The sequence below is a fragment of the Zoogloea sp. GW822-FHT05C07 genome, assembly GCF_058800215.1.
Genome location: NZ_CM179510.1, coordinates 3,773,428 through 3,796,719, shown reverse-complemented (window position 1 = coordinate 3,796,719; position 23,292 = coordinate 3,773,428). Strand labels below are relative to the sequence as shown.

The window sequence follows — 23,292 nt, the reverse complement described above, 5'->3', positions numbered from 1 at the left end:
CGCCCGCCGGGCGCTTCAGCCTGGCGAAGCCGCCTTCTGAGTCCGCCCGGCGTCCGGCAAGGGCGGGAAGGCCGGCAGCGCAACCTCGATCGCCCGTCGCGTATCCGCCAGCAGCATGGCCGTGACCTCGGCGTCGATGTGCCCCGTATCGGCCAGCATGCGCATGAAGGACGACACCTCGGGTTCTCCCAGGCCCTGGCGGTACGGCCGGTTCTGCACCATCGCCTGGAAGATGTCGGCGACGCGCAGGATGCGCGCCTCCAGGGACAAGGTGTCGCCCTTCAGGTGGAAGGGGTAGCCGGAGCCGTCCGGCTCCTCGTGGTGATAGGCCGCCCAGCGGGCAATGTCCTCGAAGCCGTCGATGTTGCGCAGGATCTGGAAGGTTTCGAAGCTGTGGGTGTTGATGATGCGGCGCTCGCGGCTGTCGAGGCGGCCGGGCTTGTCGAGAATCTCGTCAGGCACCCGCAGCTTGCCCAGGTCATGCAGCAGGCCGGCAATCTCCAGCTTGTCGCAGTTTGCCGCCGGAACGCCCAGGCGCTCCGCCAGAAAACGGGCCAGCCGCGCCACGCCCAGGGAATGTTCGGCGGTGAAGGGGCTCTTGGCGTCGACGATGCGCGCGAAGATGGCGGCCAGGTGACGCAAATCGCCCATCGACGCGGGAAAGGGCTCCGCCCGCGCCAGCTGATCCACCATGCATGCCTGGATCGAGCGCGGCTCCAGCATCAGCCAGAAAGCCTCGGTACGGGAGGCCGCCATGAAGGCTTCAACCAGATCCGGCGCGAAGTAGCTGCCCGTGTGCGCGGCGATGCTGTTACGGATGCCCTCGGTGTTCTGCAGCGTACTGTTGTCGGCGTAATACGGCGCGGCCAGCGCATCGACCCGGTCCGCCAGGTACAGGCGGTTGGCCTGGCGGGCCACGTCGGGCGGCAGATCGGCCGGCATCGCGTCCCAACGGGTATGGTGGTAGCGCACCGGCTCGGCCATCGGCGCCAGCGGCGGAAAGCTGGTGAGCAGCGCGTGCCCCACTTCGCAGTGGATCTGGGAATCCTCCCAGTCGAACTCCTCGACCAGGTGGTTGTGGGTGCTGGTGGACGACACGCCGATGTCGTGCAGCATGCCGAGGTCGAACAGGAAGGAGGCGTCGGCCTCGCCCAGGCCCTCGGCACGCGCGCAGGCGGCGGCCATGATGCCGACCCGCTTGCCGTGGGCCACATCGTCCACGCCAACCAGGTCGAGGGCGTCGGACAAGGCGTAGATCACGTGGTGAAGGTCCGCATGAATGGTCATCAAGCCACCTCGCTGGCGGTGAAGGGACGCGCTCCGCGCCCCCGGTATTCGGTCGGGCTGCAGCCCATCTCCTGGCGGAACATGTAGGTGAAGGCCGACGGCGACGCGTAGCCCAGCTCCAATGCTATATCGGTTACCGCGCGCCCTGCCCCCAACCATTCCACAGCGCGGAACAGACGCAGGCGATGCCGCCATTCGCGCAGCCCCAGCCCCAGTTCCTTCTCGAAGCGCCGCGCCAGCGTGCGTGCCGACGCCCCCAGCGCAGCCCCCCATTCATCAGCGCCGCGCGGGTCGGCGGGGTTGGCGTAGAGGGCCTCGCAGAGCCGGCGCAGCATCGGGCTGGTCGGCCATGGCAACTGGAAATCCTGCACCGACAGGCGGCGCAGCTGGTCGAGGATCAGCGCATGCACGCGTCCCAGGTAATCGGCCGTTTCCCGGCGCCCGCCGATATCCGCCAGTTCGACGATCAGCGCCCTCAGCAGCGGAGACACCGCCAGCACCGAACACGTTCCCGGCATGCCCAGATCGGGCCCGTCGGCTACGTACAGGTTGCGGAACTCCGCGCCGTGCAGCGCGCCGGTGGTGTGCAGCACACCGGTAGGCACCCAGATCGCCTGCTCCGGCGTGATCACGTAGCGGGATTTTTCGACCATCACCACCAGCGTGCCGGCGGTGGCGTAGACGAACTGGTTCCAGCGGTGCGCGTGGGGCGGAAAGATGTGGCGGGCCGGCAGAGTTTCGAACCGCTGGAACACCGGCCCCGGCAGTACCTCGATGTCCGGCACATCGACCAGCGTCCAGTCTTCTTCCAGGTTCATGGTTTTTCCCCACTCAGCCAATGTCAGATCATCGACAACGAAAGTCATCCTATCGAAAGTTTGACAGCGCTGCACGCCCTAAGATCAAACCATAACAACCCGTAAAAGAGAGAACAGCATGCACGCCCCCGCAACCGCCCTTCCCGCCAGCAGCGCGGCCGACCGCTACCGGGTGATCTTCGCCGGCGTCTGCGCGCTGATCCTCACCGTCGGCCTGGCCCGCTTCGCCTACACGCCGCTGCTGCCGATCATGCGTGGCGAGGCCGGCCTCAGCGCGATGGACGGTGGCTGGCTGGCCACCTTCAACTACGTCGGCTACATCACCGGTGCGCTGGTGGCGGCGACGATCAGCGATCTCGGCCGCAAGTTCAAGCTGTACCGCATCGGCCTGGTGGTGGCGGTGGTCAGCACCGCCGCGATGGGCGCCACGCAGGACGTGACGCTATGGGTCGCGCTGCGCTTCGTGGCCGGGCTGTCGAGCACCGCCGGCCTGTTGATCGCCTCCGGCCTGGTCCTCAACTGGTTGATCCGCCACGGCCACCGGCCGGAGCTGGGCCTGCATTTCGCCGGCATCGGGCTGGGCATCATCGTGTCCGGGCTGGCGGTGGCCGGCATGGTCGGCCACCTGGCATGGGACGGCCAGTGGCTGGGCCTCGGCCTGCTCGGCGTGCTGTTCTTCGTGCCGGCCTGGTTCTGGCTGCCGGCCCCGGCGCCGGTGAGCGCCCAGGCCACCGCCCAGTTGCCGGCGCCGCCGTCACGGCGCTGGATGGGGCTCTTCATCGCGGCCTACTTCTGCGCCGGCTTCGGCTACGTGATCAGCGCCACCTTCATCATCGCCATCGTCGAGAAGCTGCCGATGCTGGCCGGCAAAGGCGGCTGGGTGTGGGTCATCGTCGGCCTGGCGGCGGCACCGTCCTGTTTCCTGTGGGACCGCATCGCCACCGCCTGGGGGCAGATCCCGGCGCTGCTGCTCGCCTACGGCCTGCAGATCGTGTCGATCCTGCTACCGGCTTTCAGCGACGGCACGGTCGCCAACCTGGCCAGTGCAATGCTCTACGGCGGCACCTTCGTCGGCATTGTCAGCCTGACCCTGTCGATCATCGGCCGCTGCTTCCCGGCCAACCCGGCCAAGGCGATGGCACGGCTGACCCTCAGCTATGGCGTGGCGCAGGTGGTCGCCCCGGCGATGGCCGGCTACATCGCCACGGTGACCGGCAGCTACAAGGGCGCGCTGATCATTGCCGCGTGGGTGATGGCGGCCGGCATGGCCTTCCTGGTCGCCGTTGCACGACAACGGCAGTAAGCACTGCAGACACAGAACGACACAAATTACAAGCGACTCCGGCACCAATCATCAAAAATATATGCGTCGGTAATTTTTACAAATTTATATCGAAAAACCTCAATCAATTCTAAAAACCTATACAACTTAATAATTTATCAATTTTGGCCCGAGTTTTGCTGAAGGCGGCGGAGTCTGTTTTTTTAACCTGCGCTACCTTTTACAAGACTGCTACATGAAGAAGATCCTGATCGCCGCCGCCCTGATGGCCGCCCACACCGTTTCCCACGCCGCCCCCATCTACGTGGGCAGCTACCAGGTCGATAACGGCCCGTGGTGGACTTCCAATCCCACGGTTTACTCCGCCACCGAAGCGGCCGCCCTGATCTTCGGTGGCGTCGCCAGCGACTACGACATCTCGACGATCTCCTCCGACGTCAACAGCATCAACAACATGGGCTGGTACACCATCTGGGGTATCTCCGGCGGCACCGAATTCGCCGAAGACTACAAGCTCGACCTGGGCGACCCCGGCTACAACGCGCCGGGCGGTTCCTACAGCGCGATCTCGGCCTACACCGCCGACAATGCCCAAGGCAGCTTCTACACCAACTACGTGTTCCGCGTGAGCGGTGGCGGCAGTCATGTGCCGGAGCCCGCCTCCCTGGCCCTTCTGACCGCCGGCCTGTTCGGCATCCGCGCCGCACGCCGCCGCACCGGCCGCTAAGCGCTCAGGCCCGACAGGGCCGCGCCCGCAGCACAAGAAGACAAAGGCCCCCGCATCCGCGGGGGCCTTGTTGTTTGCAGACCCGAATCAGCGATCCGGTTAGCGCAAGGTCGCCAGGTAGGCCAGCAGGTCGGCTCGCTCGGCCGCGCTGGCCAGGCCGTCGTACTTCATCTTGCCGCCGGGCACGAGCTTCTTCGGCGCCGTCACGTAGGCGTCGATCTTGTCCGGCGTCCAGATGATGCCGCTGGCCTTGAGGCCGTCGGAATAGCTGGCGTCGGCCACCGTGGCGGCCTTGCGGCCGACCACGCCAAACAGGCTCGGGCCCTTCTTGTTCTTGCCTTCGCGCGCGCTGTGGCACTCGGCGCACTCGGTGGCGAACACGTCCTTGCCCTTTTCCACGTCGCCAGCGGCGCGGGCCTGGAAGCTCAGGGAGCTGGCTGCCGCCACCACCAGCAAAGGCAGGACGGTACGAGAGATCATTTTCATCACATCACTCCGTCAGAACGAGGTCCACGCGAACAGGAACAGCGTGTTGTTGTCCTTCGCGTCGCGGCCGTTGCCGTCGTAGTTGGTCTTGGCGCCGTTGTACTTGTTGTACATGGTGTATTGGGCACCCAGGCGGACGTTGGCCCACGGGGCGCCCCAGGAGTTCTCCTTGCCCCACGGCGTCCAGTCGGCCTGCAGGATGTAGCCGGAGGTGTTCGGCGAACCGTTGGCGAAGCCGTCGCTGTACAGCGTGGCATCGGACGAGCCATGGGTCACGAAACGGCCGATGGTCGCCCCCCAGGTCTGCATGTAGTGGTAGGACGCGTTCAGCTTGAACTCGTTGAGACGGCCCTTCAGGTTGTCGGCGCCATCGGTGGCAAGCAGTTGGTTGCGGGTCTGGCGTTCGCGGATGAAGCTCGTGTTGACCGTCGCCACGTGCTCGCGGGTTCCGAGGAGCTGGTAGGACGCATCGACGCCCACATCGTTGAACTTGTTGGAGCCCGGCGTGCTGCGGTCGGGCTGAACCGAGGTGTTGAGGCCGAAGATGCCGGCGTTGAAGGCCTGCTTCTTCAGATCCTGAAACACCGCCAGGCGCCAGTAGGCAGTGTTGCCGCCCACATGCCCCATGTCGCCCGCCTTCTCCAGGCCCAGACGGCTCTGCATGGTCGGGGTCAGCGCCCGGTAGGTGCCCAGCTCGGCGTACACCATGTTGTTCCAGAAGGTGTAGGCCGACACGCCGGTGACGCGGTGCTCAAGGCCGCCGTTGATCATCGTGGCGGCATCGCCCTGGCCGAAGGCCACCGCGGAACTGGTGTAGGGGAAGCTCCACACCGGCATGCTGTTGAACGGATCCTGCACGCCCGGGTTGTTGTTCACCGATACGCCGAAGACGGTCTCTTTGCCAGCCACCTCGGTAGTGTGGGCAAAGCGTACGTCGGCCTGGTCGATGGACGTACGCTGGCCGATGCCGTCGTAGGTGGCCTGCACGAAGGCGCCGATCTTGTCGCTCAGACGGCCGGCCAGGAAGACCGAGGCCTCATCGAAGGAGTGGTTGTTGTTGGGGCTGGACTTGTCCGGCGCCGGATCCTGGTTCTTGGCGGTGCGCGTAAGGGACGCCACCACCATGCCGGACAGCGGCACTTTGCCGCCCTTGCCGTCGGAGTCGGTGTAGCCGCCAATCTTGAACTTCACGCCATACGGCGTCAGCTGCGGGCCGTAGGCCCCGATGTGGCAGGCCGCGCACTCCTGCCCGGTCTGGCGGGCAAAGCTCGGCACGGCATGAGCGGCCGGCGCGGCGGCCAGGAAACCGGCCGCAGCCAGCACCATGCCGGCCGTATGCCGGATCACGGACAGACGGGTTTTCCCCCCGGAAAAAATCGGATGCATGTTTGTCCTTGTATTTGTAGTGAAGAAAAAAGCAGGGCGGCCCGTGGGGGCAGAATCAATGAAGGCTCAGGACTGGCGGGCCGGCAGCATCGCGCGCAGCACGTTGTCGCGGCGCACGAAGTGGTGATAGAGGGCAGCGGCGGCATGCATGCCGACCAGGCCGATCAGCAGCCAGGCGGCGTTCTCGTGGTATTCGGCCAGATCGTCGGCCAGATCCTCATCCTCCTCGACCAGCGGCGGCAGGGCGACCAGGCCGAAAAAGGAGATGGGCTTGCCATGGGCGCTGGACAAGGCCCAGCCGATCAGCGGCAACGCCATCAGCAGCACATAGAGGGCCAGGTGGGCCAGCTCGGCGGCGAGTCGAGCCAGCGGCGACATCTCGCCGGTCGGCGGCAGCGGCCGGTGGGCCAGGCGCACGACGATGCGTGCCATCGCCAGCAGTGCAATGGTGAGGCCGATGCTGCGGTGGATGTTCATGAGGGTGGCACGCAGGGCCTTCTCCTCGATGCCATCACGCACGAAGGCGATGCCCACCACCAGCGCGATGAGCAATGCCGTCGCCCAGTGCAGCAGAACCAGGGGGCGAGGCCGGCGCAGGCCGGCGGAGGAGTCGAGGGCGGGGGATTCTGAAGTGCTGTGCATGACCACGGGGTCCACGTTGGATGACCCCGCAGACCTTAGCGGCCGGCAGCCTTCAGTTACCTGACAATCCAGAAGGGATTATTCGAAACGGCATACGGCGCGCCTACGGATGGGCGAGTTCATTCACCGCGGGGATCATTGCCGGACAGGCGCGATCAGGTCGGAGACATCCGGAAAGACAACCCGGATGCATGTGCCGATACCCTCGCTGCCGCTGGCGATCGTCACATCGGCGGCATGGCGGTCGGCCACCTCCTTGACGATGGCCAGGCCCAGTCCGGTGCCCGGCACGCCATCCCCCGCGGCCCGGTAGAAGCGCTCGAAGACCCGGCTGCGTTCGCTTTCCGGAATGCCCGGCCCATCGTCCTCGACCTCGACGAAGGCCCCCTCTTCGTCGCTGCGCCCGCAGCGCACGGTCACCCGGCCGCCTTCCGGCGTGTAGGCGATGGCATTGTCGATCAGATTGGCGAGCATCTCCCGCAGCATCCAGCTGGACCCCAGCACCGGTGCCGGCGCCGTCTCGAAACCCAGGTCGATGTTCTTGGCGAGGGCGTCGTCGAGCAGATCGGACGCGGCATCCTCCAGCAGCGCGGCCAGGTCCACAGGCCGGTGGTCGCTGATCAGCGCCCCTTCCGACGACGAGCGGGCCAGCGCCAGCATCTGGTTGGTGAAATGGATCAAGCGGCTGGTGGACTCACGCAGGCGCTCGATTCGCGGCCGGGCCTCGGCGGGCAGGGATTCGACGGCCAGTTCAAGCTGGGTCTGCAGGCCGGCCAGCGGCGTACGCAGCTGGTGGGCCGCATTCGACAGGAAAGCCTGCTGGGCCCGCCCCGCCCGCCCCAGGTGCTGCAGCAGGCGGTTGATGGCCCGCACCAGCGGACCGGCCTCGGCCGGCACACCGCTCTCGGCAATCGGGCTGAAATCGTTGGGACCACGGGTGGCAATGTTGTGACCGAGAGCGTCCAGCGGCTTCAGCGCATAGCGCACGCCGAAATACACCAGCAGCAGCACCGTTGTGATCAAAAGCAGGTTCGGCCAGAAGATCGTCGCCAGGATGCGATGGGCAGCACTCCGGCGCTTGAGGGTGGTTTCGGCAACGATCACCGTCGCCGTCATGCGTGGACTCTCGTAGCGGTAGCTGGCGGAGCGCACCGCGCGCTTGCCCACCGTCGCATCCTGCAGGACGCTGCGGTTCGCCACCTCGGGCCGCGGCAGCTGCAGCAATTCGGCATCGCCGGCGATCACCTTATCGTGGCTGTCGAAGACCACGTACTGGACCCGGTCGACAGCGTCCGAACGGAGGATCTCGTCGGCCGCCGGCGGAATGTCCACCTCGATGTCCTTGTCGTCGTCATCCCGCTCCAGCCGCGTGACCAGGGCCACCACCGTGCCGGTCAGCGCGTTGTCGTAGGCCTCGTCGGCGATGCTCAGCGCCGAACGGTAGTCGGCGATCATGCTGGCCGCCAGCAGAATCAGCAACGGCCAGGAAATGACCATCAGCAGCCGGTTGCGCAGCGCGCGCCCCTCACCCCGCCGCGGCATCGCCTTCTCCAGCCTCGATGCGGTAACCGATGCCACGTACCGTGCGGATGCCGACCTCACTGTCGGCCAGCTTGCCGCGCAGGCGCGACACGTAGATCTCCACCGCGTTGGGGGTGATCTCCTTGTCCCACTGGCTGAGGCTGTCGGCCAGCTTCTGCTTGGCGACCACCTTTGGCGCCACCAGCGCCAATTGTTCGAGCACATCCCACTCCCGCCCGGTCAGCTCCAGCGTAACGCCGGCCAGCGTCGCGCTGCGCCGCTGCACGTCGAGCGCCAGCGAACCGACGCTCAGCACCATGCTGGCCGCCGCCCGACTGCGCCGGATCAAGGCCCGGATACGGGCCAGCAGTTCGGGCAACAGGAACGGTTTGACCAGGTAGTCGTCGCCGCCCACGTCAAGGCCGACGACCCGGTCGTCCAGCCCGTCGCGGGCGGTCAGGATCAGGATCGGGGTCAGCACTCCGCGGCGGCGTACCCGGCGGATCAGCTCCAGCCCGTCCATGCCCGGCAGGCCGATGTCCACGATGGCCAGGTCGTAGGCGGTATGCTGCAGCACCCCCTCGGCCGGCTCGGCGGCCTCCAGCCGGTCCACCATGAAGCCTTCCCGCTCCAGGCCTTCGACAAGGCCGGCGGCCAGGGTTTGGTCGTCCTCTACCACCAGAATGCGCACGTTCGAAAGCCTCCGTCAGAGAGTACCGTTGAGGTCATCACGCCAGAAGCGCTCCATCGCGATGTACGCGTAGGACGCCGACCAGCCGATCAACAGCAGGCCGTTGAGGGCCTCGGTGCCGGCCAGCAGGCGCACATCGCCACCGGGCACCACGTCGCCGTAGCCCAGGGACGTGAAGGTCTCCGTGGAAAAATACAGGGACACGGCGAACGAAAAACGGTCCGCGTCGCCCACCGAACCGAAGCCCGCGTAGCGCACCAGCGCAAACACCGCGAAGGCGTACAGCGCAATCTCCATGATGTGGGCGATGAAGGTGCCGAGGATGACGACGATCAGCTTGGCCCGCGGGCGGATGGCCAGTTCGGGCAGCCACAGGCTCAGGCCACGCAGCACCTCGTAGTGGATCACGGTCGTCAGAACAACCAGCAACAAGCAAACAAAAACGATCAGGGCCATCGGGCGGAAACTCCTCAACAGGCGGCGGCACGGCCGCCGGCCCGCATTCTGTCACGCCAAGCTGACAACAAGCTTCAGGCCGGCTCGTCGTCGCCGTAGCCGATGACCGCCTTCACCTCGAGGAACTCCTCCAGCCCATAGGCGCCCCACTCCCGCCCCAGGCCCGACTGCTTATAGCCGCCGAAGGGCGCGACGAAGTCCACCGGCGCGCCGTTGAGGTGCACATTGCCGCTGCGCAATTGCCGCGCGACGGCCCGCGCCCGCCCCAGGTCGGCCGACGATACATAGCCGGACAGCCCGTAGGGCGTGTCATTGGCGATGCGGATCGCGTCCGCCTCGTCCTTGTAGCCCAGGATGGACAGCACCGGGCCGAAGATCTCCTCACGGGCGATGGCCATGCCAGGCGTCACCCGGCTGAACACCGTCGGGCGTACGAAATAGCCATGTTCGATGCCGTCCGGTCGGCCCGGCCCGCCGGCCACGAGCTTCGCGCCGTCGGCGATGCCCTGCCCGATGAAGGCCTGCACACGCTCGAACTGGGCACCATTGGCCAGCGGCCCCATCGTCGTCGTCTCCGCCAGCGGATCGCCGACCACCACGCGGGTCAGGCTCGCGGCGGCGATCGCCTCCACCTCGTCGAGGCGAGCTTCCGGCACCAGCATGCGCGACGGCGCGTTGCAGTTCTGGCCGCTGTTGGTCATCAGGCTGAGCACACCGTGGCGCACGCTCTTCGGGAAGTCCACGTCGTCGAGCAGGATGTTGGCGGACTTGCCGCCGAGTTCGAGGGCGACCTTCTTCACCGTGTCGGCGGCATTCTTCATCACCTGCTTGCCGGCCCGCGTCGAGCCGGTGAAGGAGACCATGTCCACGTCGGGATGGGTGGACAGCGCGTTGCCGACGCCCGCCCCGTCGCCATTCACTAGGTTGAAGACGCCCGCTGGCACGCCGGCCTCGTGCAGGATCTCAGCCATCACGATGGCCGAGAACGGTGCCAGCTCGGACGGCTTGAGGACCATCGTGCAGCCCGCCGCCAGCGCCGGCGCGATCTTGCAGGCCATCTGGTTGGCCGGCCAGTTCCACGGGGTGATCAGTGCGCAGACGCCGATCGGCTCGCGCAGGACGCGCGTCGTGCCCAGCGGCTTTTCAAAGGGAAAGTCCTTCAGCACCGCCTGCGCGGTCTTGAAATGGGCCAGGCCGGAGCCCGCCTGGGCGCTGCCGGCCAGGGCCTTCAGCGGCGCACCCATCTCCTCGCAGATGGCGCGGGCCATGTCGTCGTAGCGCTTCTTGTAGGCCGCGCAGATGCGCGCCAGCAGGTCCAGGCGTTCCTCGCGGGACGTCGCCGCGAAGGCTGGAAACGCCGTCCGGGCTGCCGCCACGGCGGCCTCCACGTCGGCGACGGAGCCCATGGCGATGCTGCCCGCGACCGCCTCGGTGGCGGGGTTGATCACGTCGAGGCGGGCCGTGCCGAGGGCTTCGACCCAGCGCCCGCCGATGTAGAACTGATGATGATTGCGCATGTCTCCGTCCTCCTTATGATCATTGAGAACGGAAAGTACAGGAAACGGCGACGGGCCGGGAAGCCACCGCCCCCGGCCGGGTTCAGGCCTGATCGATGCTGAGGTAGACCTGAGTCTGGTTGAGCAGCAGGTAGGCGATCTCACCAAAGGTCATCGGCCCGACGAGGGACCCAGAGCGCCGCCCCTCCAGCCCGCAGTAGAGGTAGTTGAGGATGCAGTTGCACGACCACAGCGGCGGATGATCCGGCTCCGCGCCGATCGCTGCGCCGAAATCGGCCGGCGCGGCAAAACGGTATTCCACGTCGTCGAACACCGGCGCGTAGAAGTCCACGCGCCCGGCCTGAGCATCCACGGCCTTGATCGACACGTTCACCGACGCGCCACCGTAGTCCGCCACCAGCGGCAGGCGGATGTCCGCATGGCGGGTCGCCAGGTAGGCGGCGAAATCAGTCTCCACGCCATTGACCAGGCAACGGGTGGCCGAGAAGCCGGTCTCGGGGAAGCGCAGGCTATCGCCGTCGCCCTGCACCATGCGGTTGAAGATCTCGATGCGGGCGTATTCGCTGTCCGGCAGGGGCACGTGCATCACCACCGCGCGCTCGCCGTCGAATGCGAGGTTCATACCATTGACCACCAGCGGCGCAACGCGGCCGGAATCTGCCAGGTGGCTGCCGGCGATCCAGCCGACAATCGGCTTGATGAACATGTCAGAAAAGCCTGGCGCCTTGCGGGCATACAGGGAGTGGATCGCCGAGAAGGCCGGGATGATGATCAGCGTGAAGCCGTTGGCCGGGCCATCTTCGCAGACATGTTCGAGGTTTGTGATGTCGTAGAAGCGGATCGTCGGCACATCCGCCGTCGCGGGAATCTCGGTGACGAACACCTGCTCGGACGTCACCAGACCACCCTCTTCACCCATGAAATAGGGAATCGTGCCGCCGATCCAGTTGCCGGCCGGCAGGCGCCGCAATACGGCTTCGTCGCCGGCGATCATCAGGAAGCAGCCGGACGCGATCAGCGTGGCCGCCTCGTCCACCGTCGTCAGGCGGTTCGCAGGGGCATTCATTATTGGTTCTCCCTCGGTAGAACAGCGAGACGGCTCAAGCCGCTTCTTTGCTGAGTTGCTGCAGTTCGTGGGACAGCATGCGTTCGTTCTTGACGAAGTAACGATGCAGATCGCGCAGCTTCATCATGCGCACCTCCTCGTCGGCGATCACCGCCACCTGGGAACGGATGCGCGACAGCAGTAGTTGCAGGCTCAGCACACGCACGTCGATGTTGAGCGTGCCATCCACCAGGCGCAACCACACCGGGTCGGTAAGGCTGGGCACCTGGCTGCCGGGCAGGGGTTTCACGCCATCCTCGAAATAGGCGAGCACCGCGCTGAGCGGCCGCTGCGTTCCGGCCTCCTGAGCCGGCGCGGCCTCGCCGACGCTGTGCTGGCCCTTGTCGATGGCGTAGCGGTAGCGCCACAACTCGCCCATCGGCACCTCGAGCAGCGTACACACACCGGCCATGCCGACGCCTTCGTTGAGCAGGGACAGGATCTGCCGATCCAGCGCCCGCGTGAAGGGCATGCCCGCCTCCCCCGCCCATTGCTGACGTGGCAGCTCGCTGCCAAGGGGCGGACGTACCCGTACCTGCACCTTCCAGCCGCCAAAACCGATGTGGCGCCACATCACTTCCGGACCGCTCTCCACCGGCTTGCCACGGCCAAGGCCGAACCAGCCCCGCGGCGCCTCGACGCCAATATAGACATCCATGCAGCGGTTGAACTCGTCGGCGCGACAGTCCAGGACCGTCCACGGCTCCTGGACCTGCAGCAACTGGCGCCACAAACTCAGTGCATCTGCCATACCCACCTCACTCGATAATCGTAGCCGGCACGCCATGCGCGTCGGCCCAGGGACGGAAGCAAAGTGGAGAAACGCTGGCAAAGGACATGCCAGCAGCGTGTTTTCCTGGCGCTGACCGTCCATATCCGTGCGTACCGGGGCATGTCGATACCGATGCCACCCGGCACGCCAAAGATTGCCGCGGCGCACCATGTACTGCATCTGAACACCTGCTCCGCCGACAGGCGCAGATGCCTGCTACAGAGCGAGTCAACCGACCCGGACAAGAACCCCATCCCATTTCCGTGCAAAAGATATTACCGCCTGCACGGACGCTTGGGGCCTCCCCCAAAGAGGTATGGGTGCCGCTCCAAACAAAAACGGAGCCGGCCTCCCGAAGGAAGCCGGCTCTGCTCACCCGGGCCGCCGATCAGCCCCCCGCTCAGACCTTGGCAAAGCCGATACGACCGTTGTCGCTGCTCACCCTGATGGTGTCCTTCGCGGCGAAGCCACCTTCGAGGATGCGCTTGGCGAGCGGGTTCTCGATGTGCTCCTGGATCGCCCGCTTGAGCGGCCGCGCGCCGAACACCGGGTCGAAGCCGGCCTTGGCCAGTTCGAGCAGCGCGTCGTCGCTGACATCGAGGTGCATCTCGAGCTTGGCCAGGCGCTTCTCCAGGTAGGCCAGCTGGATGCGTGCGATGGACGCGATGTGCTTCTGGTCGAGGCCGTGGAAGACCACCACCTCGTCGATCCGGTTGATGAACTCCGGCCGGAAGTAGGTCTTCACCTCGCCCATCACCGCCAGCTTGATGATCTGGTAGTCGTCGCCGGACATCTGCTGGATCATCTGCGAGCCGAGGTTGCTGGTCATCACGATCACGGTGTTCTTGAAGTCCACCGTGCGGCCCTGTCCGTCGGTCATGCGCCCATCGTCGAGCACCTGCAGCAGCACGTTGAAGACGTCCGGATGGGCCTTCTCGACCTCGTCAAAGAGGATCACCGAATACGGCTTACGGCGCACCTGCTCGGTCAGGTAGCCGCCCTCCTCGTAGCCCACGTAGCCCGGCGGCGCGCCGATCAGGCGGGCCACCGAGTGCTTCTCCATGAACTCGCTCATGTCGATGCGGACCAGGTGCTCCTCGCTGTCGAACAGGAACTCGGCCAACGTCTTGCACAGCTCGGTCTTGCCGACGCCCGTCGGGCCGAGGAACAGGAAGGAACCATAGGGCCGGTTCTCGTCCGACAGGCCGGCGCGGGAACGGCGGATGGCGTCGGCCACCAGGCGCACCGCTTCATCCTGGCCGACCACCCGCTGGTGCAGGCGCTCTTCCATCTTGAGCAGCTTCTCGCGCTCGCCCTGCATCATCTTCGACACCGGGATGCCGGTAGCACGGGACACCACCTCGGCGACCTCCTCGGTGCCCACCTCGGTGCGCAGCAGCTTGTTGGCCGGTTTGGCCTCGCCGCTGGCCTCGGCCTTCTTGAGCTGGGCTTCGAGCTGCGGCAGCTTGCCGTACTGCAGCTCGGCCACCTTCTCGAGCTTGCCTTCCCGCTGCAGCTTGGCGATGTCGGCCTTCAGACGGTCGATCTCTTCCTTGATGTGGGCCGAGCCCTGCACCGCGGCCTTCTCGGACTTCCAGATCTCTTCCAGGTCCGAGTATTCCTTCTTGATGCGGGTGATCTCCTCCTCGATCAGGCCGAGGCGCTTGAGGGAGGCTTCGTCCTTCTCCTTCTGCACGGCCAGCTGTTCGATCTCCAGCTGGATGCGGCGGCGTTCGAGCTTGTCCATCACCTCCGGCTTGGAATCGATCTCCATCTTGATGCGCGACGCCGCCTCGTCGATCAGGTCGATGGCCTTATCGGGCAGGAAGCGGTCGGTGATGTAGCGGTGGCTCAGTTCTGCCGCGGCGACGATGGCCGGGTCGGTGATCTCCACGCCATGATGCAGCTCGTACTTCTCCTTCAGGCCGCGCAGGATGGCAATGGTCGATTCGACGGACGGCTCCTCGACCAGCACCTTCTGGAAGCGGCGCTCCAGCGCGGCGTCCTTCTCGATGTACTTGCGGTACTCGTCCAGCGTCGTCGCGCCGATGCAGTGCAGCTCACCGCGGGCCAGCGCCGGCTTGAGCATGTTGCCGGCGTCGATGGCGCCCTCGGCCTTGCCGGCACCGACCATCGTATGGATCTCGTCGATGAACAGGATGATCTTGCCCTCATCCTTGGCGATGTCGTTGAGCACCGCCTTCAGGCGCTCCTCGAACTCGCCGCGGTACTTGGCGCCAGCCAGCAGGCCCGCCATGTCGAGGACCAGCACCTTCTTGCCCTTGAGGGTCTCGGGCACCTCCTCGTTGATGATGCGCTGGGCCAGGCCCTCGACGATGGCGGTCTTGCCGACACCCGGCTCGCCGATCAGCACCGGGTTGTTCTTGGTGCGGCGCTGCAGGATCTGGATCGCCCGGCGGATCTCGTCATCGCGGCCGATCACCGGATCGAGCTTGCCCTGGCGGGCGCGCTCGGTGAGGTCCACGCAGAACTTCTTGAGCGCTTCGCGCTGGCTCTCGGCATCGGCGCTGCCCACGTTCTGACCGCCGCGCACAGCATCGATGGCCTGCTCCAGCGCCTTCTTGGTGAGGCCGTTTTCCTTCAGCAGGCGGCCGCTCTCACCCTTGTCGTCGGCCAGCGCGAGCAGGAACATCTCGCTGGCGATGAACTCGTCGCCACGCTGTTGGGCCGCCTTGTCGGTGAGGTTGAGCAGGTTGCTCAGGTCACGCCCGACGGACACGTCGCCGCCATGGCCCTGCACCTTGGGCAGGCGCTCGAAGGCCTTGATCAGCGCCGCCTTGAGGCCGCCCACGTTGGCGCCGGCGCGCTGCAGCAGGGACGCGGTGCTGCCATCCTCCTGGCTGAGCAGGGCCAGCAGCAGGTGCTGGGGTTCGATGAACTGCTGGTCATTGCCGACGGCGAGGCTCTGGGCCTCGGCGAGGGCTTGCTGGAATTTGGTGGTGAGCTTGTCGTAGCGCATGAGGCCTCCGGGATCTTGGTCTGAGGCCTAAATGGGGCGACAAGGGCGAACTTCAAGACCAGTGATGCGAAGCCTTTATGACCTGGATCAAGCGCGCCGCATTTCCGGCTGCAGCGGCGCGCCCCCGGCGCAGCCTCAGCCGACTCGGATGCGCTCCCCGTAGCCAGTCATCTCCAGGTAGCCGCGGCCGAGCTCCCGCCCGCCCTCGACGACCCACACCGCCCCTTCCCAATACACCGAGCCGGTAGAGCGGCGGCTGTCCAGCTCCTGGTCGTCGAGCAGCGGCCGCAAGTCGAACTCGCGCTCGCCGACGCGCAGCCGCCACTCCACCGGATAGGTGATGCCGGTGCGCGGCGAACGCCATTCCCGACCCGGCGTGAATGCGATCTCTACTGGACGCATGACGCGAGCGCCACCGCCGGCCAGCTGCCACGTCGCCGCAGCCCACAGCGCGCGACCCTGCCCGTCACGCAGGCGGAAGGCCATCAGCGCGCTGCCGTCGTCCAGGTCAAGGCCGACCCAGTCCCAGCCCTTGGCGCCCTCCGGCAGCAGCTCGCTGGACCATTCGTGATCCAGCCAGGCCTGTCCGCGCACCGGCTGCTGCTTTCCGTCGAGGGTCACGCTACCGCTCACCGCCAGCTGCGGACGGCTGTAGTAGTAGCTGGCGTGGCGCGGATCGGCGGCCTTGGCGCTGAAGCCACCCTGCCCGTTGAGCAGCGGCGGACCGGCCGGTTGCAGGTCCAGCGCGTAGGCGAAATCGTCCGCATGCACTTCGGCGCGGTAACGCCCGCCAGCCAGCGCGAAGCGCCAGTCTCCGACCCACACGCCAGTCCGCCCCAGCTCGAAGCCGGCGCGCCCAAAACCGACCCGCGCCGAGCGCTCCCCGTGGCGCAGCCGCCCCAGGCGCGGATCGGCGATCGCCGCGTGGGCGAGGATCAGCTGGCGCGGCGCGAAGGCGCTCGGGCTGCTTTCGCCGACGCCGGTACGCACGCGGAAGAAGGTCGTCTGGAAACCCAGCGGGCTGCCGTCCGGCAGGTACAGCCAGCCGGTGGCGTACCACCACTCGGTGCGGAAGTCCGGATGGGCGCCGTGGTCGGCCGGAAAGACCAGCCGCCGGCCCGGCAGCACCGGCGCAAAATCCACCGCCACGGCACTCCCGGCCGCCCCGAGGGCCAGCGCCAGCAGAAAACGACGCCGTTCCATCACCAATCCTCCCGCACCGCCAGCACCGCTTCCTGGCGCATTGCCTGGCGACCGGCGAGCACCGCGGCCAAGGCCGCCAGCACAACCAACCCGCCACCGAACAACAGCAGGGACAGCCACGGCACATGCAGGTCCATGCTCCAGTGGAAACTCTGCCGATTGACCACCTCGATCAGCACCAGCCCGATCGCCCCGCCCGCCAGCAGGCCGGCCAGCACGCCGACGCCAGCCGCCAGCGCCCCCTCCTGGGCCAGCATCCAGCCGATCTGGCGGCGCGTCAGCCCGAGGTGGCGCAACATGCCGAACTCCTTCCGGCGGGCCACCGCCAGCGCCGCGAAGCTGGCCGCCACGCCGGCCAGGCCGATGGCCACCGCCACCGCTTCAAGCAGGTAGGTCACCGCAAAGGTGCGGTCGAAGATGCGCAGCGTGATCGCCCGGATCTCCCCAGGGAAAGCCACCTCCAGCACGCCGGGGCCGGCCAGCGCGGTCAATACACTGGCCGTGCGCAGCGCATCCGCGCCCGGCGCCAGGTGGATCGCCGCGTCGTTGACGAGGCGGTCGCCGGTCAGGCGGCGGTAGCTGTCCAGGTCGATCATCACCGCGCCGGTCTGCCGTGCGTAGTCGCGCCACACGCCAGCCACCGTCAGGCGCACCGGCTTGCCGGCCAGCGGCAGCTCAACCTGCTGGCCGGGCCGCCAGCCGTAGAGGTCCTGCACGGCCTCGGAGATCCATAGCGACGGCCCATCCACGGCAACCGGCTGGCCGACCAGCGGCAGGCCGCCGCCGGCGGCCGACACCGGCCGCGCCAGCAGTGCCACCGGAGCATGCCCGGCGGCCAGGCGCAGGCCATCGTGGCGGGTAAAGGCCACGGCAGCGACACCGGCGGTCGCGACGATGCGCGCCTGCAGGGCTTCGTCCAGATAGCTACCGGACTGGGCGCGGCCGGCGCGCAGGTAGAGGTCGGCCGGCAGCAGCTGGGTCAGCCACTGGTCCACCGAATCCCGGAAGGACGCCACCATGATCGCCATCGCCGCCGCCAGCGCGACACTGGTCAGCACACCGGCGGCCGCCACCACCGCGTGGCCGGGCGCCGCCGCCAGCCGGGCCACGGCCAGGCGCGCGGCCACCGGCCCGCCGCCCGGCAGCAAGCGAGCCAGCAACGCAGCGATGGACGGCAACAGCAGCACCGCGCCCGCCAGCACGCAGGCCACCGCCAGGTAGCCGCCGAGCGGCAGCCCGTCTACCGGCGGAAGCACGCAGGCGGCCAGGCTACCGGCCAGCAGCGCCAGACCGCACAGCGGATGGCCACGTCCGCCGTGCAGCGCGGCTTCGTCACCCGCCTTCAGGGCCTGGGCCGGCGCCACCGTGGCGGCCTCCCTGGCCGGCAGCCACGCGCCGGCCACACCGGCCACGACACCGAGCAAGGCATAGACGACGCTGGCCAGCGGCTGGAACTGCAGGCGCGGCGCCAGACCGGCGAAATAGCCGGCCCCCAGGTCGCCGCCGAGCAGCGCCAGCGCGCCCCACGCCAGGCCATGGCCGACGGCCACGCCGAGGATGCCGCCAAGCAGGCCGACCGCAGCCCCCTCGCCGACCAGCCAGCCGAACAGGGTCCGCCGCGACAGGCCGATGGCGCGCAGGAAAGCGAACTCGCTGCGTCGGCGCACCACCGACAAGGCCTGCGCCGAGAAGACCAGGAAGCCGCCGGTGAGCAGCGCGATGGCCGCCAGCAGGGTCAGGTTGACGCGGTAGGCACGCGACAGATTGGCCGCCTGGTCCGCCTCGGCGGCCGGCGTCTCCACCAGCACGCCGTCCGGCAGCGCGGCCTGCAGGCTGCGCCGGGCGGCTTCCGCATCGGCGCCGTCGCGCAGGCGCAGGTCGATGCGGCTCAGACGGCCAAGCTTGCCGAACAGGGTCTGCGCGGCGGCAATGTCCATCACGCCGAGGCGGCGCCCATCGCCCATCGCCGGCAGATCGCCGGCCACTTTCAGCGCGACCTCCGCACTGCCGGCCTGCACGCGCAGCAGGCCGCCGGCCTTCACTCCGAGCGCGTCGGCCGCCGCGTGGGACAGGAACACGCCGTCGCCGGCAAAGATCGCAAAGCGGTCGCCGCTGTCGGCGCGGGGCAGCAGCTGCGGCGTGACCCGCGCCAGCACGAAGGCATCGACACCCAGCACCAGCAAGGACTCCTCACGCCCCACCAGCCGCGCCTCGACCTCCAGCACCGGGCTGGCCTCGGCCACGTCCGGATGGGCCGCCAGCTGCGCGTAGAGCTGCTCGTCGAAACCGCCGCGCGGCCCGACCACCTGCAGGTCCGCCGCGCCAGCCATGTTGCGCAGGCCCCGGTCGAACTCCGACAGCGCAGCTTCATGCACCGCCTGCACAGCCATGCCCAGCGCCACGCCGAGCACGATGGCGACCAGCGAGAACAGCGTCGCCACCCGCCGCCGGGCCAACGAGCCGAGGAACACCGGCGCCAGGCGCGCCAGCCCTGTCACCCGCCCGCTCACCCTCGCAAGCCCTCCGCGGTCAGATGCAGCGTGCGGTCGGCGGTGGCCGCCGCTTCCAGCGAATGGGTGACCAGGATGCCGATCGCCCCGGCGGCGCGCACGCGCTCGGCCAGCAGGGCCAGCACCCGCGCCGCGTTGGCCGGGTCCAGGTTGCCGGTCGGCTCGTCGGCCAGCACCAGGCGCGGCGCATGGACCAGCGCCCGGGCGATGGCGACCCGCTGCATCTCGCCGCCCGACAGCTCCCGCGGCCAGCTGTCACCCCGCGCGCCCAGCCCCACCGCGTCGAGCAGCTGGCGGGCCGGGCCGTCGGCGGCGTCCCGCTCGACGCCCTGCAGCCACAGGGGCAGCGCCACGTTCTGGGCCACGGTGAGATGCGGCAGGATGTGGAAGGCCTGGAACACGAAGCCCAGCTTGTCGCGGCGCAGGCGGGTCAGCGCATCTTCGTCGTGCTGCGCGTAATCCTCGCCGTCGAGGCGCAGCCGGCCACCGTCGGGCCGGTCCAGCCCGGCGATCAGGTTCAGCAGCGTGGACTTGCCGACTCCCGACTCGCCGACGATGGCTACATACTCGCCGGGCGCGAGGCGCAGGGAGATATCCCGCAGCACGCTGCGGCCGTTGAAGCTGCGGGACAGGTTTTCGATTTCGAGCATGGATAAAGGCGCCAGGGCAGGACGAAACAGCACGGCCGGGAGCGGAAAGGAAGGTAGGCGCATGGTGGCGGGGATTGGTTCCCATCTCAAGCCTGGCGCCGGATACAGGCCGCCCCGAACGTCGGGTCCGTCGAAAACGGCCCCCAGCGCACAGCCCCGGCGGAAATTCGCCTGAATCCGTGGCATAGCTCCCGCCTGCGGCCAGGCGCCGCGGGTATACTCCGCGCGCCCATGCCCGTCGAACATTACGAGAACTTTCCCGTCGCCTCTTTCCTGCTACCGGCGCGCCTGCGCGAGCCGGTGGAGGCCATCTACGCCTTTGCCCGCAGCGCCGACGACATCGCCGACGAGGGCGATGCGCAGCCGATCATGCGCCTGGCGCGCCTCAACGACTACAAGCGGGCGCTGCTGGCCATCGAGCAATACCGCCCCTTCGACGATCCGACGCTGGAGCCGATCTTCAAGCGCCTGAGCCGCAACATCCGCGACTTCGGGCTGCCGATGCAGCTCTTCCGCGACCTGCTGGACGCCTTCAGCCAGGACGTGGGCAAGACCCGCTACGCGGACTTCGCCGAACTCGACGACTACTGCCGCCGTTCGGCCAACCCGGTCGGGCGCCTGCTGCTGCACCTCTACGACGAGGCGACGCCGGACAACCTGCCCCTGTCGGACCTGATCTGCACCAGCCTGCAGCTCATCAATTTCTGGCAGGACGTGGCCGTGGATTGGCAGAAGCAGCGCATCTACCTGCCGCTGGACGAGCTCGACCGCTTCGGCGTCACCGAAGCCTGCATCGCCGGCAGCCAGGTGACGCCGCAATTCACCGCGCTGATGGACTTCCAGATCCAGCGCGCCCGCTGCATGATGCTGCGCGGCGCCCCCCTCGCCCACCGCCTGCCCGGCCGCATCGGCTGGGAGCTGCGCCTCGTGGTGCAGGGCGGCCTCGCCATACTCGACAAGATCGAGGCGAACGGCTACGACGTGTTCCGCCGCCGTCCGACCCTCGGCAAGACAGACTGGCCGCGCCTCGCCTGGCGCGCCCTCACCCGGTAGCGCCCCATGACCGACCCCCACGCCTATTGCCAGGAGAAGGCCGCCAGCAGCGGCTCCAGCTTCTACTACAGCTTCATGTTCCTGCCCCCCGAGCGGCGCCAGGCGATCACCGCCCTGTACGCCTTCTGCCGGGAGGTGGACGACGTGGTGGACGAATGCCACGACATGCAGATCGCCCAGACCAAGCTCGACTGGTGGCGCATGCAGGTGGCCCAGATCTATGACGGCGCGCCGGAACATCCGGTCGGCCAGGCCCTCCAGCAGATCAACAAACAGTTCCCGCTGCCCCGTGAGCAGCTGCTCGAGATCATCGACGGCATGCAAATGGACCTGCAGCAGACCCGCTACCTGGACTGGAAGGCCCTGCAGCTGTACTGCTATCGAGTGGCCAGCGTGGTCGGCCTGCTGTCCGCCGAGATCTTCGGCTACGGCAACCGCCAGACCCTCAAGTACGCCCACGACCTGGGCATGGCCTTCCAGCTCACCAACATCATCCGCGACGTGGGCGAGGACGCCCGCCGCGGCCGCATCTACCTGCCCATCGACGAGCTGCAGCGCTTCAACGTGCCGGCCCGGCAGATTCTCGACGGCCAGCACTCGGACAACTTCCGCGAGCTGATGACCTTCCAGACCCAGCGCGCGCGCCAGTTCTACGACCAGGCCTTCGCGCTGCTGCCCGACGAGGACCGCAAGACCCAGCGCCCCGGCCTGGTGATGGCGGCGATCTACCGCACGCTGCTCGACGAGATTGAGGCAGACGGCTTCCAGGTGCTCGACCGCCGCACCTCGCTGACGCCACTGCGCAAGATCTGGATCGCCGGGCGCACCTGGCTGCGCGGCTGATGCACACCGGCCCCGACATCGCCGTCATCGGCGGCGGCTACGCCGGCTTTGCGGCAGCCGTTACGCTGGCCCGCGGCGGGGCCAAGGTCACGCTGTTCGAATCTTCCCGCGTGCTCGGCGGACGGGCCCGCGTGGTGGACAAGGACGGCTACCGGGTGGACAACGGCCAGCACATCCTTCTCGGCGCCTACACCGAGACCCTGCGCCTGCTGCGGCAAGTGGGCGTCAAGCCGAGCGTGCTGGAGACGCGCAAGCTGGCGCTGGTCTATCCGGGTGAATGCACGCTGCGCGCCGCCCCGCTGCCGGCGCCGCTGCACCTGGCTATCGGCCTGCTCGGCGCCAAGGGCCTGGACTGGCGCGACAAGCTGGCGATGGCGCGGCTGATGCGCAGCCTCAAGGCCCGCAAGTTCCGCGTCGAACCGGATCGCCCGGTAGCCGAACTACTCGCCGAAACCGCCCAGACTGAACGCCTGACCCGCCTGATCTGGGAGCCCCTGTGCGTGGCGGCTCTCAACACGCCGGTCGCCGACGCGTCGGCGCAGGTCTTCGCCAACGTACTGCGCGACAGCCTGGCCGCCGGCGCCTCCGCGTCGGACCTGCTGCTGCCGCGGCTGGACCTGTCCGAGCTGTTCCCGGTGCCGGCGTCCCGCTGGCTGGCGATGCGCGGCCACACGGTGCGCACCGCCGAACCGATCAAGGCCATCGAGAGCATCGGCGGCGGCTACCGCCTCGACGGCGACCCGTGGACCACGCTGTTCGAACACGTGGTGATCGCCACCGCGCCTTACCACGTCGCGCCACTGGTTGAGACGCTACCGGCGATGGCCCCGGTGGTGGATAGCCTCGCCACGCTGCGCCACGAACCCATCGTCACCGCCTGGCTGGCCTTCGACGGACCGCTGAACTTCCCGGAGCCGATGATCGGCCTCAGTGGCGGCTACGGCCAATGGGCCTTCGACCGCGCTGCGCTGGGCGGTGAAGAAGGCCTGGTCGGCGTGGTCATCAGCGCCCGCGGCGCCCATCAGGAAATCAGCAAGGAAGCGCTGGAGGTCGCGCTGCTGCAGGAGCTGCAGCAGGTGCTCGGCCCACTGCCGACGCTGGCCTGGTCGCAGATCATCACCGAGAAGCGCGCCACCTTCTCATGCACGCCCGGCCTCGTCCGCCCCGGCGTCACCACGCCGCAGCCCGGCCTGTGGCTGGCCGGCGACTACGTCGCGTCGGACTACCCGGCCACCATCGAATCGGCGGTACGCAGCGGCGTGCAGGCCGGCCGCAGCATCCTCAAACGCTGCGGGCTGAAGGAACAGATCCTGCCGTAGGGCCGATCAGTCCACCGGACGAGCCTGCGGGGTAAGCCCGGGGA

At 67.8% G+C, this 23,292-nt stretch carries 20 protein-coding genes; 5 read left to right on the top strand and 15 right to left on the bottom strand.

All coding sequences use genetic code 11. The features are described from left to right. Positions 1 to 15: 15 nt before the first annotated feature. Positions 16 to 1,287 carry an HD-GYP domain-containing protein gene (locus tag AC3QL2_RS17590; RefSeq protein ID WP_493235125.1) on the bottom strand — a complete coding sequence of 424 codons (1,272 nt, stop codon included), beginning with the start codon at positions 1,285 to 1,287 and terminating at the stop codon, positions 16 to 18. Next, positions 1,287 to 2,105: an AraC family transcriptional regulator gene (locus tag AC3QL2_RS17585; RefSeq protein WP_493235124.1), complete on the bottom strand. Its 819-nt coding sequence runs from the start codon at positions 2,103 to 2,105 to the stop codon at positions 1,287 to 1,289. The genes AC3QL2_RS17590 and AC3QL2_RS17585 overlap by 1 nt, the downstream gene beginning before the upstream one ends. A 118-nt stretch (positions 2,106 to 2,223) precedes the next feature. On the opposite strand from AC3QL2_RS17585, the gene AC3QL2_RS17580 reads away from it, so the two are divergent. After that, complete coding sequence (locus tag AC3QL2_RS17580; RefSeq protein ID WP_493235123.1) at positions 2,224 to 3,408, top strand: YbfB/YjiJ family MFS transporter; 1,185 nt, start codon at positions 2,224 to 2,226, stop codon at positions 3,406 to 3,408. Between the two features lie 214 nt (positions 3,409 to 3,622). Continuing rightward, positions 3,623 to 4,114: a PEP-CTERM sorting domain-containing protein gene (locus AC3QL2_RS17575; RefSeq protein ID WP_493235122.1), complete on the top strand. Its 492-nt coding sequence runs from the start codon at positions 3,623 to 3,625 to the stop codon at positions 4,112 to 4,114. A gap of 99 nt (positions 4,115 to 4,213) precedes the next feature. On the opposite strand, the gene AC3QL2_RS17570 is transcribed toward AC3QL2_RS17575, so the two are convergent. From AC3QL2_RS17570 to AC3QL2_RS17510, 13 genes are all read right to left on the bottom strand, one after another. Next, positions 4,214 to 4,600 (bottom strand): c-type cytochrome, encoded by a 387-nt coding sequence (locus AC3QL2_RS17570; RefSeq protein ID WP_493235121.1) that lies wholly within the window; start codon positions 4,598 to 4,600, stop codon positions 4,214 to 4,216. A 12-nt stretch (positions 4,601 to 4,612) separates the two neighbouring features. Further along, complete coding sequence (locus AC3QL2_RS17565) at positions 4,613 to 5,947, bottom strand: cytochrome C (RefSeq protein WP_493235120.1); 1,335 nt, start codon at positions 5,945 to 5,947, stop codon at positions 4,613 to 4,615. 105 nt (positions 5,948 to 6,052) lie between these two features. Further along, complete coding sequence (locus AC3QL2_RS17560) at positions 6,053 to 6,628, bottom strand: cytochrome b (RefSeq protein ID WP_493235119.1); 576 nt, start codon at positions 6,626 to 6,628, stop codon at positions 6,053 to 6,055. Between the two features lie 135 nt (positions 6,629 to 6,763). Further along, positions 6,764 to 8,170, bottom strand: coding sequence for a sensor histidine kinase (locus AC3QL2_RS17555; RefSeq protein WP_493235118.1), 1,407 nt, complete (start codon positions 8,168 to 8,170; stop codon positions 6,764 to 6,766). Continuing rightward, the gene (locus AC3QL2_RS17550) at positions 8,154 to 8,840 is read right to left on the bottom strand and encodes a response regulator (RefSeq protein ID WP_493235117.1); all 687 of its coding nucleotides are present in this window, start codon (positions 8,838 to 8,840) and stop codon (positions 8,154 to 8,156) included. Before AC3QL2_RS17550 ends, AC3QL2_RS17555 begins: the two co-directional genes overlap by 17 nt. A gap of 15 nt (positions 8,841 to 8,855) precedes the next feature. After that, positions 8,856 to 9,296 (bottom strand): ion channel, encoded by a 441-nt coding sequence (locus tag AC3QL2_RS17545; protein WP_493235116.1) that lies wholly within the window; start codon positions 9,294 to 9,296, stop codon positions 8,856 to 8,858. A 74-nt stretch (positions 9,297 to 9,370) separates the two neighbouring features. After that, a complete protein-coding gene (locus tag AC3QL2_RS17540; protein ID WP_493235115.1) occupies positions 9,371 to 10,813 on the bottom strand; it encodes an aldehyde dehydrogenase family protein in 1,443 nt (480 codons plus the stop codon). Positions 10,814 to 10,895: 82 nt separating this feature from the next. Then, positions 10,896 to 11,879 carry a DUF6976 family protein gene (locus AC3QL2_RS17535; protein ID WP_493235114.1) on the bottom strand — a complete coding sequence of 328 codons (984 nt, stop codon included), beginning with the start codon at positions 11,877 to 11,879 and terminating at the stop codon, positions 10,896 to 10,898. Positions 11,880 to 11,913: 34 nt separating this feature from the next. Next, the gene (locus AC3QL2_RS17530) at positions 11,914 to 12,669 is read right to left on the bottom strand and encodes a hypothetical protein (RefSeq protein WP_493235113.1); all 756 of its coding nucleotides are present in this window, start codon (positions 12,667 to 12,669) and stop codon (positions 11,914 to 11,916) included. Between the two features lie 421 nt (positions 12,670 to 13,090). Further along, positions 13,091 to 15,670: an ATP-dependent chaperone ClpB gene (gene clpB / locus AC3QL2_RS17525; protein ID WP_493235112.1), complete on the bottom strand. Its 2,580-nt coding sequence runs from the start codon at positions 15,668 to 15,670 to the stop codon at positions 13,091 to 13,093. A gap of 135 nt (positions 15,671 to 15,805) precedes the next feature. Further along, positions 15,806 to 16,873: a lipocalin-like domain-containing protein gene (locus AC3QL2_RS17520; protein ID WP_493235111.1), complete on the bottom strand. Its 1,068-nt coding sequence runs from the start codon at positions 16,871 to 16,873 to the stop codon at positions 15,806 to 15,808. Next, the gene (locus tag AC3QL2_RS17515; RefSeq protein WP_493235110.1) at positions 16,873 to 19,383 is read right to left on the bottom strand and encodes an ABC transporter permease; all 2,511 of its coding nucleotides are present in this window, start codon (positions 19,381 to 19,383) and stop codon (positions 16,873 to 16,875) included. Before AC3QL2_RS17515 ends, AC3QL2_RS17520 begins: the two co-directional genes overlap by 1 nt. Beyond that, positions 19,380 to 20,033 carry an ABC transporter ATP-binding protein gene (locus AC3QL2_RS17510; RefSeq protein ID WP_493235109.1) on the bottom strand — a complete coding sequence of 218 codons (654 nt, stop codon included), beginning with the start codon at positions 20,031 to 20,033 and terminating at the stop codon, positions 19,380 to 19,382. The genes AC3QL2_RS17515 and AC3QL2_RS17510 overlap by 4 nt, the downstream gene beginning before the upstream one ends. A gap of 231 nt (positions 20,034 to 20,264) precedes the next feature. On the opposite strand from AC3QL2_RS17510, the gene hpnC reads away from it, so the two are divergent. From hpnC to hpnE, 3 genes are read left to right on the top strand one after another with little or no spacing between them, the layout of a single operon-like run. Further along, complete coding sequence (gene hpnC / locus AC3QL2_RS17505; RefSeq protein ID WP_493235108.1) at positions 20,265 to 21,086, top strand: squalene synthase HpnC; 822 nt, start codon at positions 20,265 to 20,267, stop codon at positions 21,084 to 21,086. 6 nt (positions 21,087 to 21,092) lie between these two features. Further along, entirely contained in the window at positions 21,093 to 21,929 is an 837-nt protein-coding gene (hpnD, locus tag AC3QL2_RS17500) for a presqualene diphosphate synthase HpnD (protein ID WP_493235107.1), read from the top strand. After that, positions 21,929 to 23,248 carry a hydroxysqualene dehydroxylase HpnE gene (hpnE, locus tag AC3QL2_RS17495; protein ID WP_493235106.1) on the top strand — a complete coding sequence of 440 codons (1,320 nt, stop codon included), beginning with the start codon at positions 21,929 to 21,931 and terminating at the stop codon, positions 23,246 to 23,248. Before hpnD ends, hpnE begins: the two co-directional genes overlap by 1 nt. The last annotated feature ends 44 nt before the right edge of the window (positions 23,249 to 23,292 follow it).

Bases quoted from the DNA above. Each gene is read 5' to 3' on its own strand.
- AC3QL2_RS17530 (WP_493235113.1), bottom strand. From the start codon at position 12,669: ATGGCAGATGCACTGAGTTTGTGGCGCCAGTTGCTGCAGGTCCAGGAG.
- AC3QL2_RS17580 (WP_493235123.1), top strand. From the start codon at position 2,224: ATGCACGCCCCCGCAACCGCCCTTCCCGCCAGCAGCGCGGCCGACCGC.
- hpnD (WP_493235107.1), top strand. From the start codon at position 21,093: ATGACCGACCCCCACGCCTATTGCCAGGAGAAGGCCGCCAGCAGCGGC.
- AC3QL2_RS17540 (WP_493235115.1), bottom strand. From the start codon at position 10,813: ATGCGCAATCATCATCAGTTCTACATCGGCGGGCGCTGGGTCGAAGCC.
- AC3QL2_RS17570 (WP_493235121.1), bottom strand. From the start codon at position 4,600: ATGAAAATGATCTCTCGTACCGTCCTGCCTTTGCTGGTGGTGGCGGCA.
- AC3QL2_RS17585 (WP_493235124.1), bottom strand. From the start codon at position 2,105: ATGAACCTGGAAGAAGACTGGACGCTGGTCGATGTGCCGGACATCGAG.
- AC3QL2_RS17590 (WP_493235125.1), bottom strand. From the start codon at position 1,287: ATGACCATTCATGCGGACCTTCACCACGTGATCTACGCCTTGTCCGAC.
- AC3QL2_RS17520 (WP_493235111.1), bottom strand. From the start codon at position 16,873: ATGGAACGGCGTCGTTTTCTGCTGGCGCTGGCCCTCGGGGCGGCCGGG.
- AC3QL2_RS17555 (WP_493235118.1), bottom strand. From the start codon at position 8,170: ATGCCGCGGCGGGGTGAGGGGCGCGCGCTGCGCAACCGGCTGCTGATG.
- AC3QL2_RS17575 (WP_493235122.1), top strand. From the start codon at position 3,623: ATGAAGAAGATCCTGATCGCCGCCGCCCTGATGGCCGCCCACACCGTT.
- hpnE (WP_493235106.1), top strand. From the start codon at position 21,929: ATGCACACCGGCCCCGACATCGCCGTCATCGGCGGCGGCTACGCCGGC.
- clpB (WP_493235112.1), bottom strand. From the start codon at position 15,670: ATGCGCTACGACAAGCTCACCACCAAATTCCAGCAAGCCCTCGCCGAG.
- AC3QL2_RS17560 (WP_493235119.1), bottom strand. From the start codon at position 6,628: ATGCACAGCACTTCAGAATCCCCCGCCCTCGACTCCTCCGCCGGCCTG.
- AC3QL2_RS17535 (WP_493235114.1), bottom strand. From the start codon at position 11,879: ATGAATGCCCCTGCGAACCGCCTGACGACGGTGGACGAGGCGGCCACG.
- hpnC (WP_493235108.1), top strand. From the start codon at position 20,265: ATGCCCGTCGAACATTACGAGAACTTTCCCGTCGCCTCTTTCCTGCTA.
- AC3QL2_RS17510 (WP_493235109.1), bottom strand. From the start codon at position 20,033: ATGCTCGAAATCGAAAACCTGTCCCGCAGCTTCAACGGCCGCAGCGTG.
- AC3QL2_RS17545 (WP_493235116.1), bottom strand. From the start codon at position 9,296: ATGGCCCTGATCGTTTTTGTTTGCTTGTTGCTGGTTGTTCTGACGACC.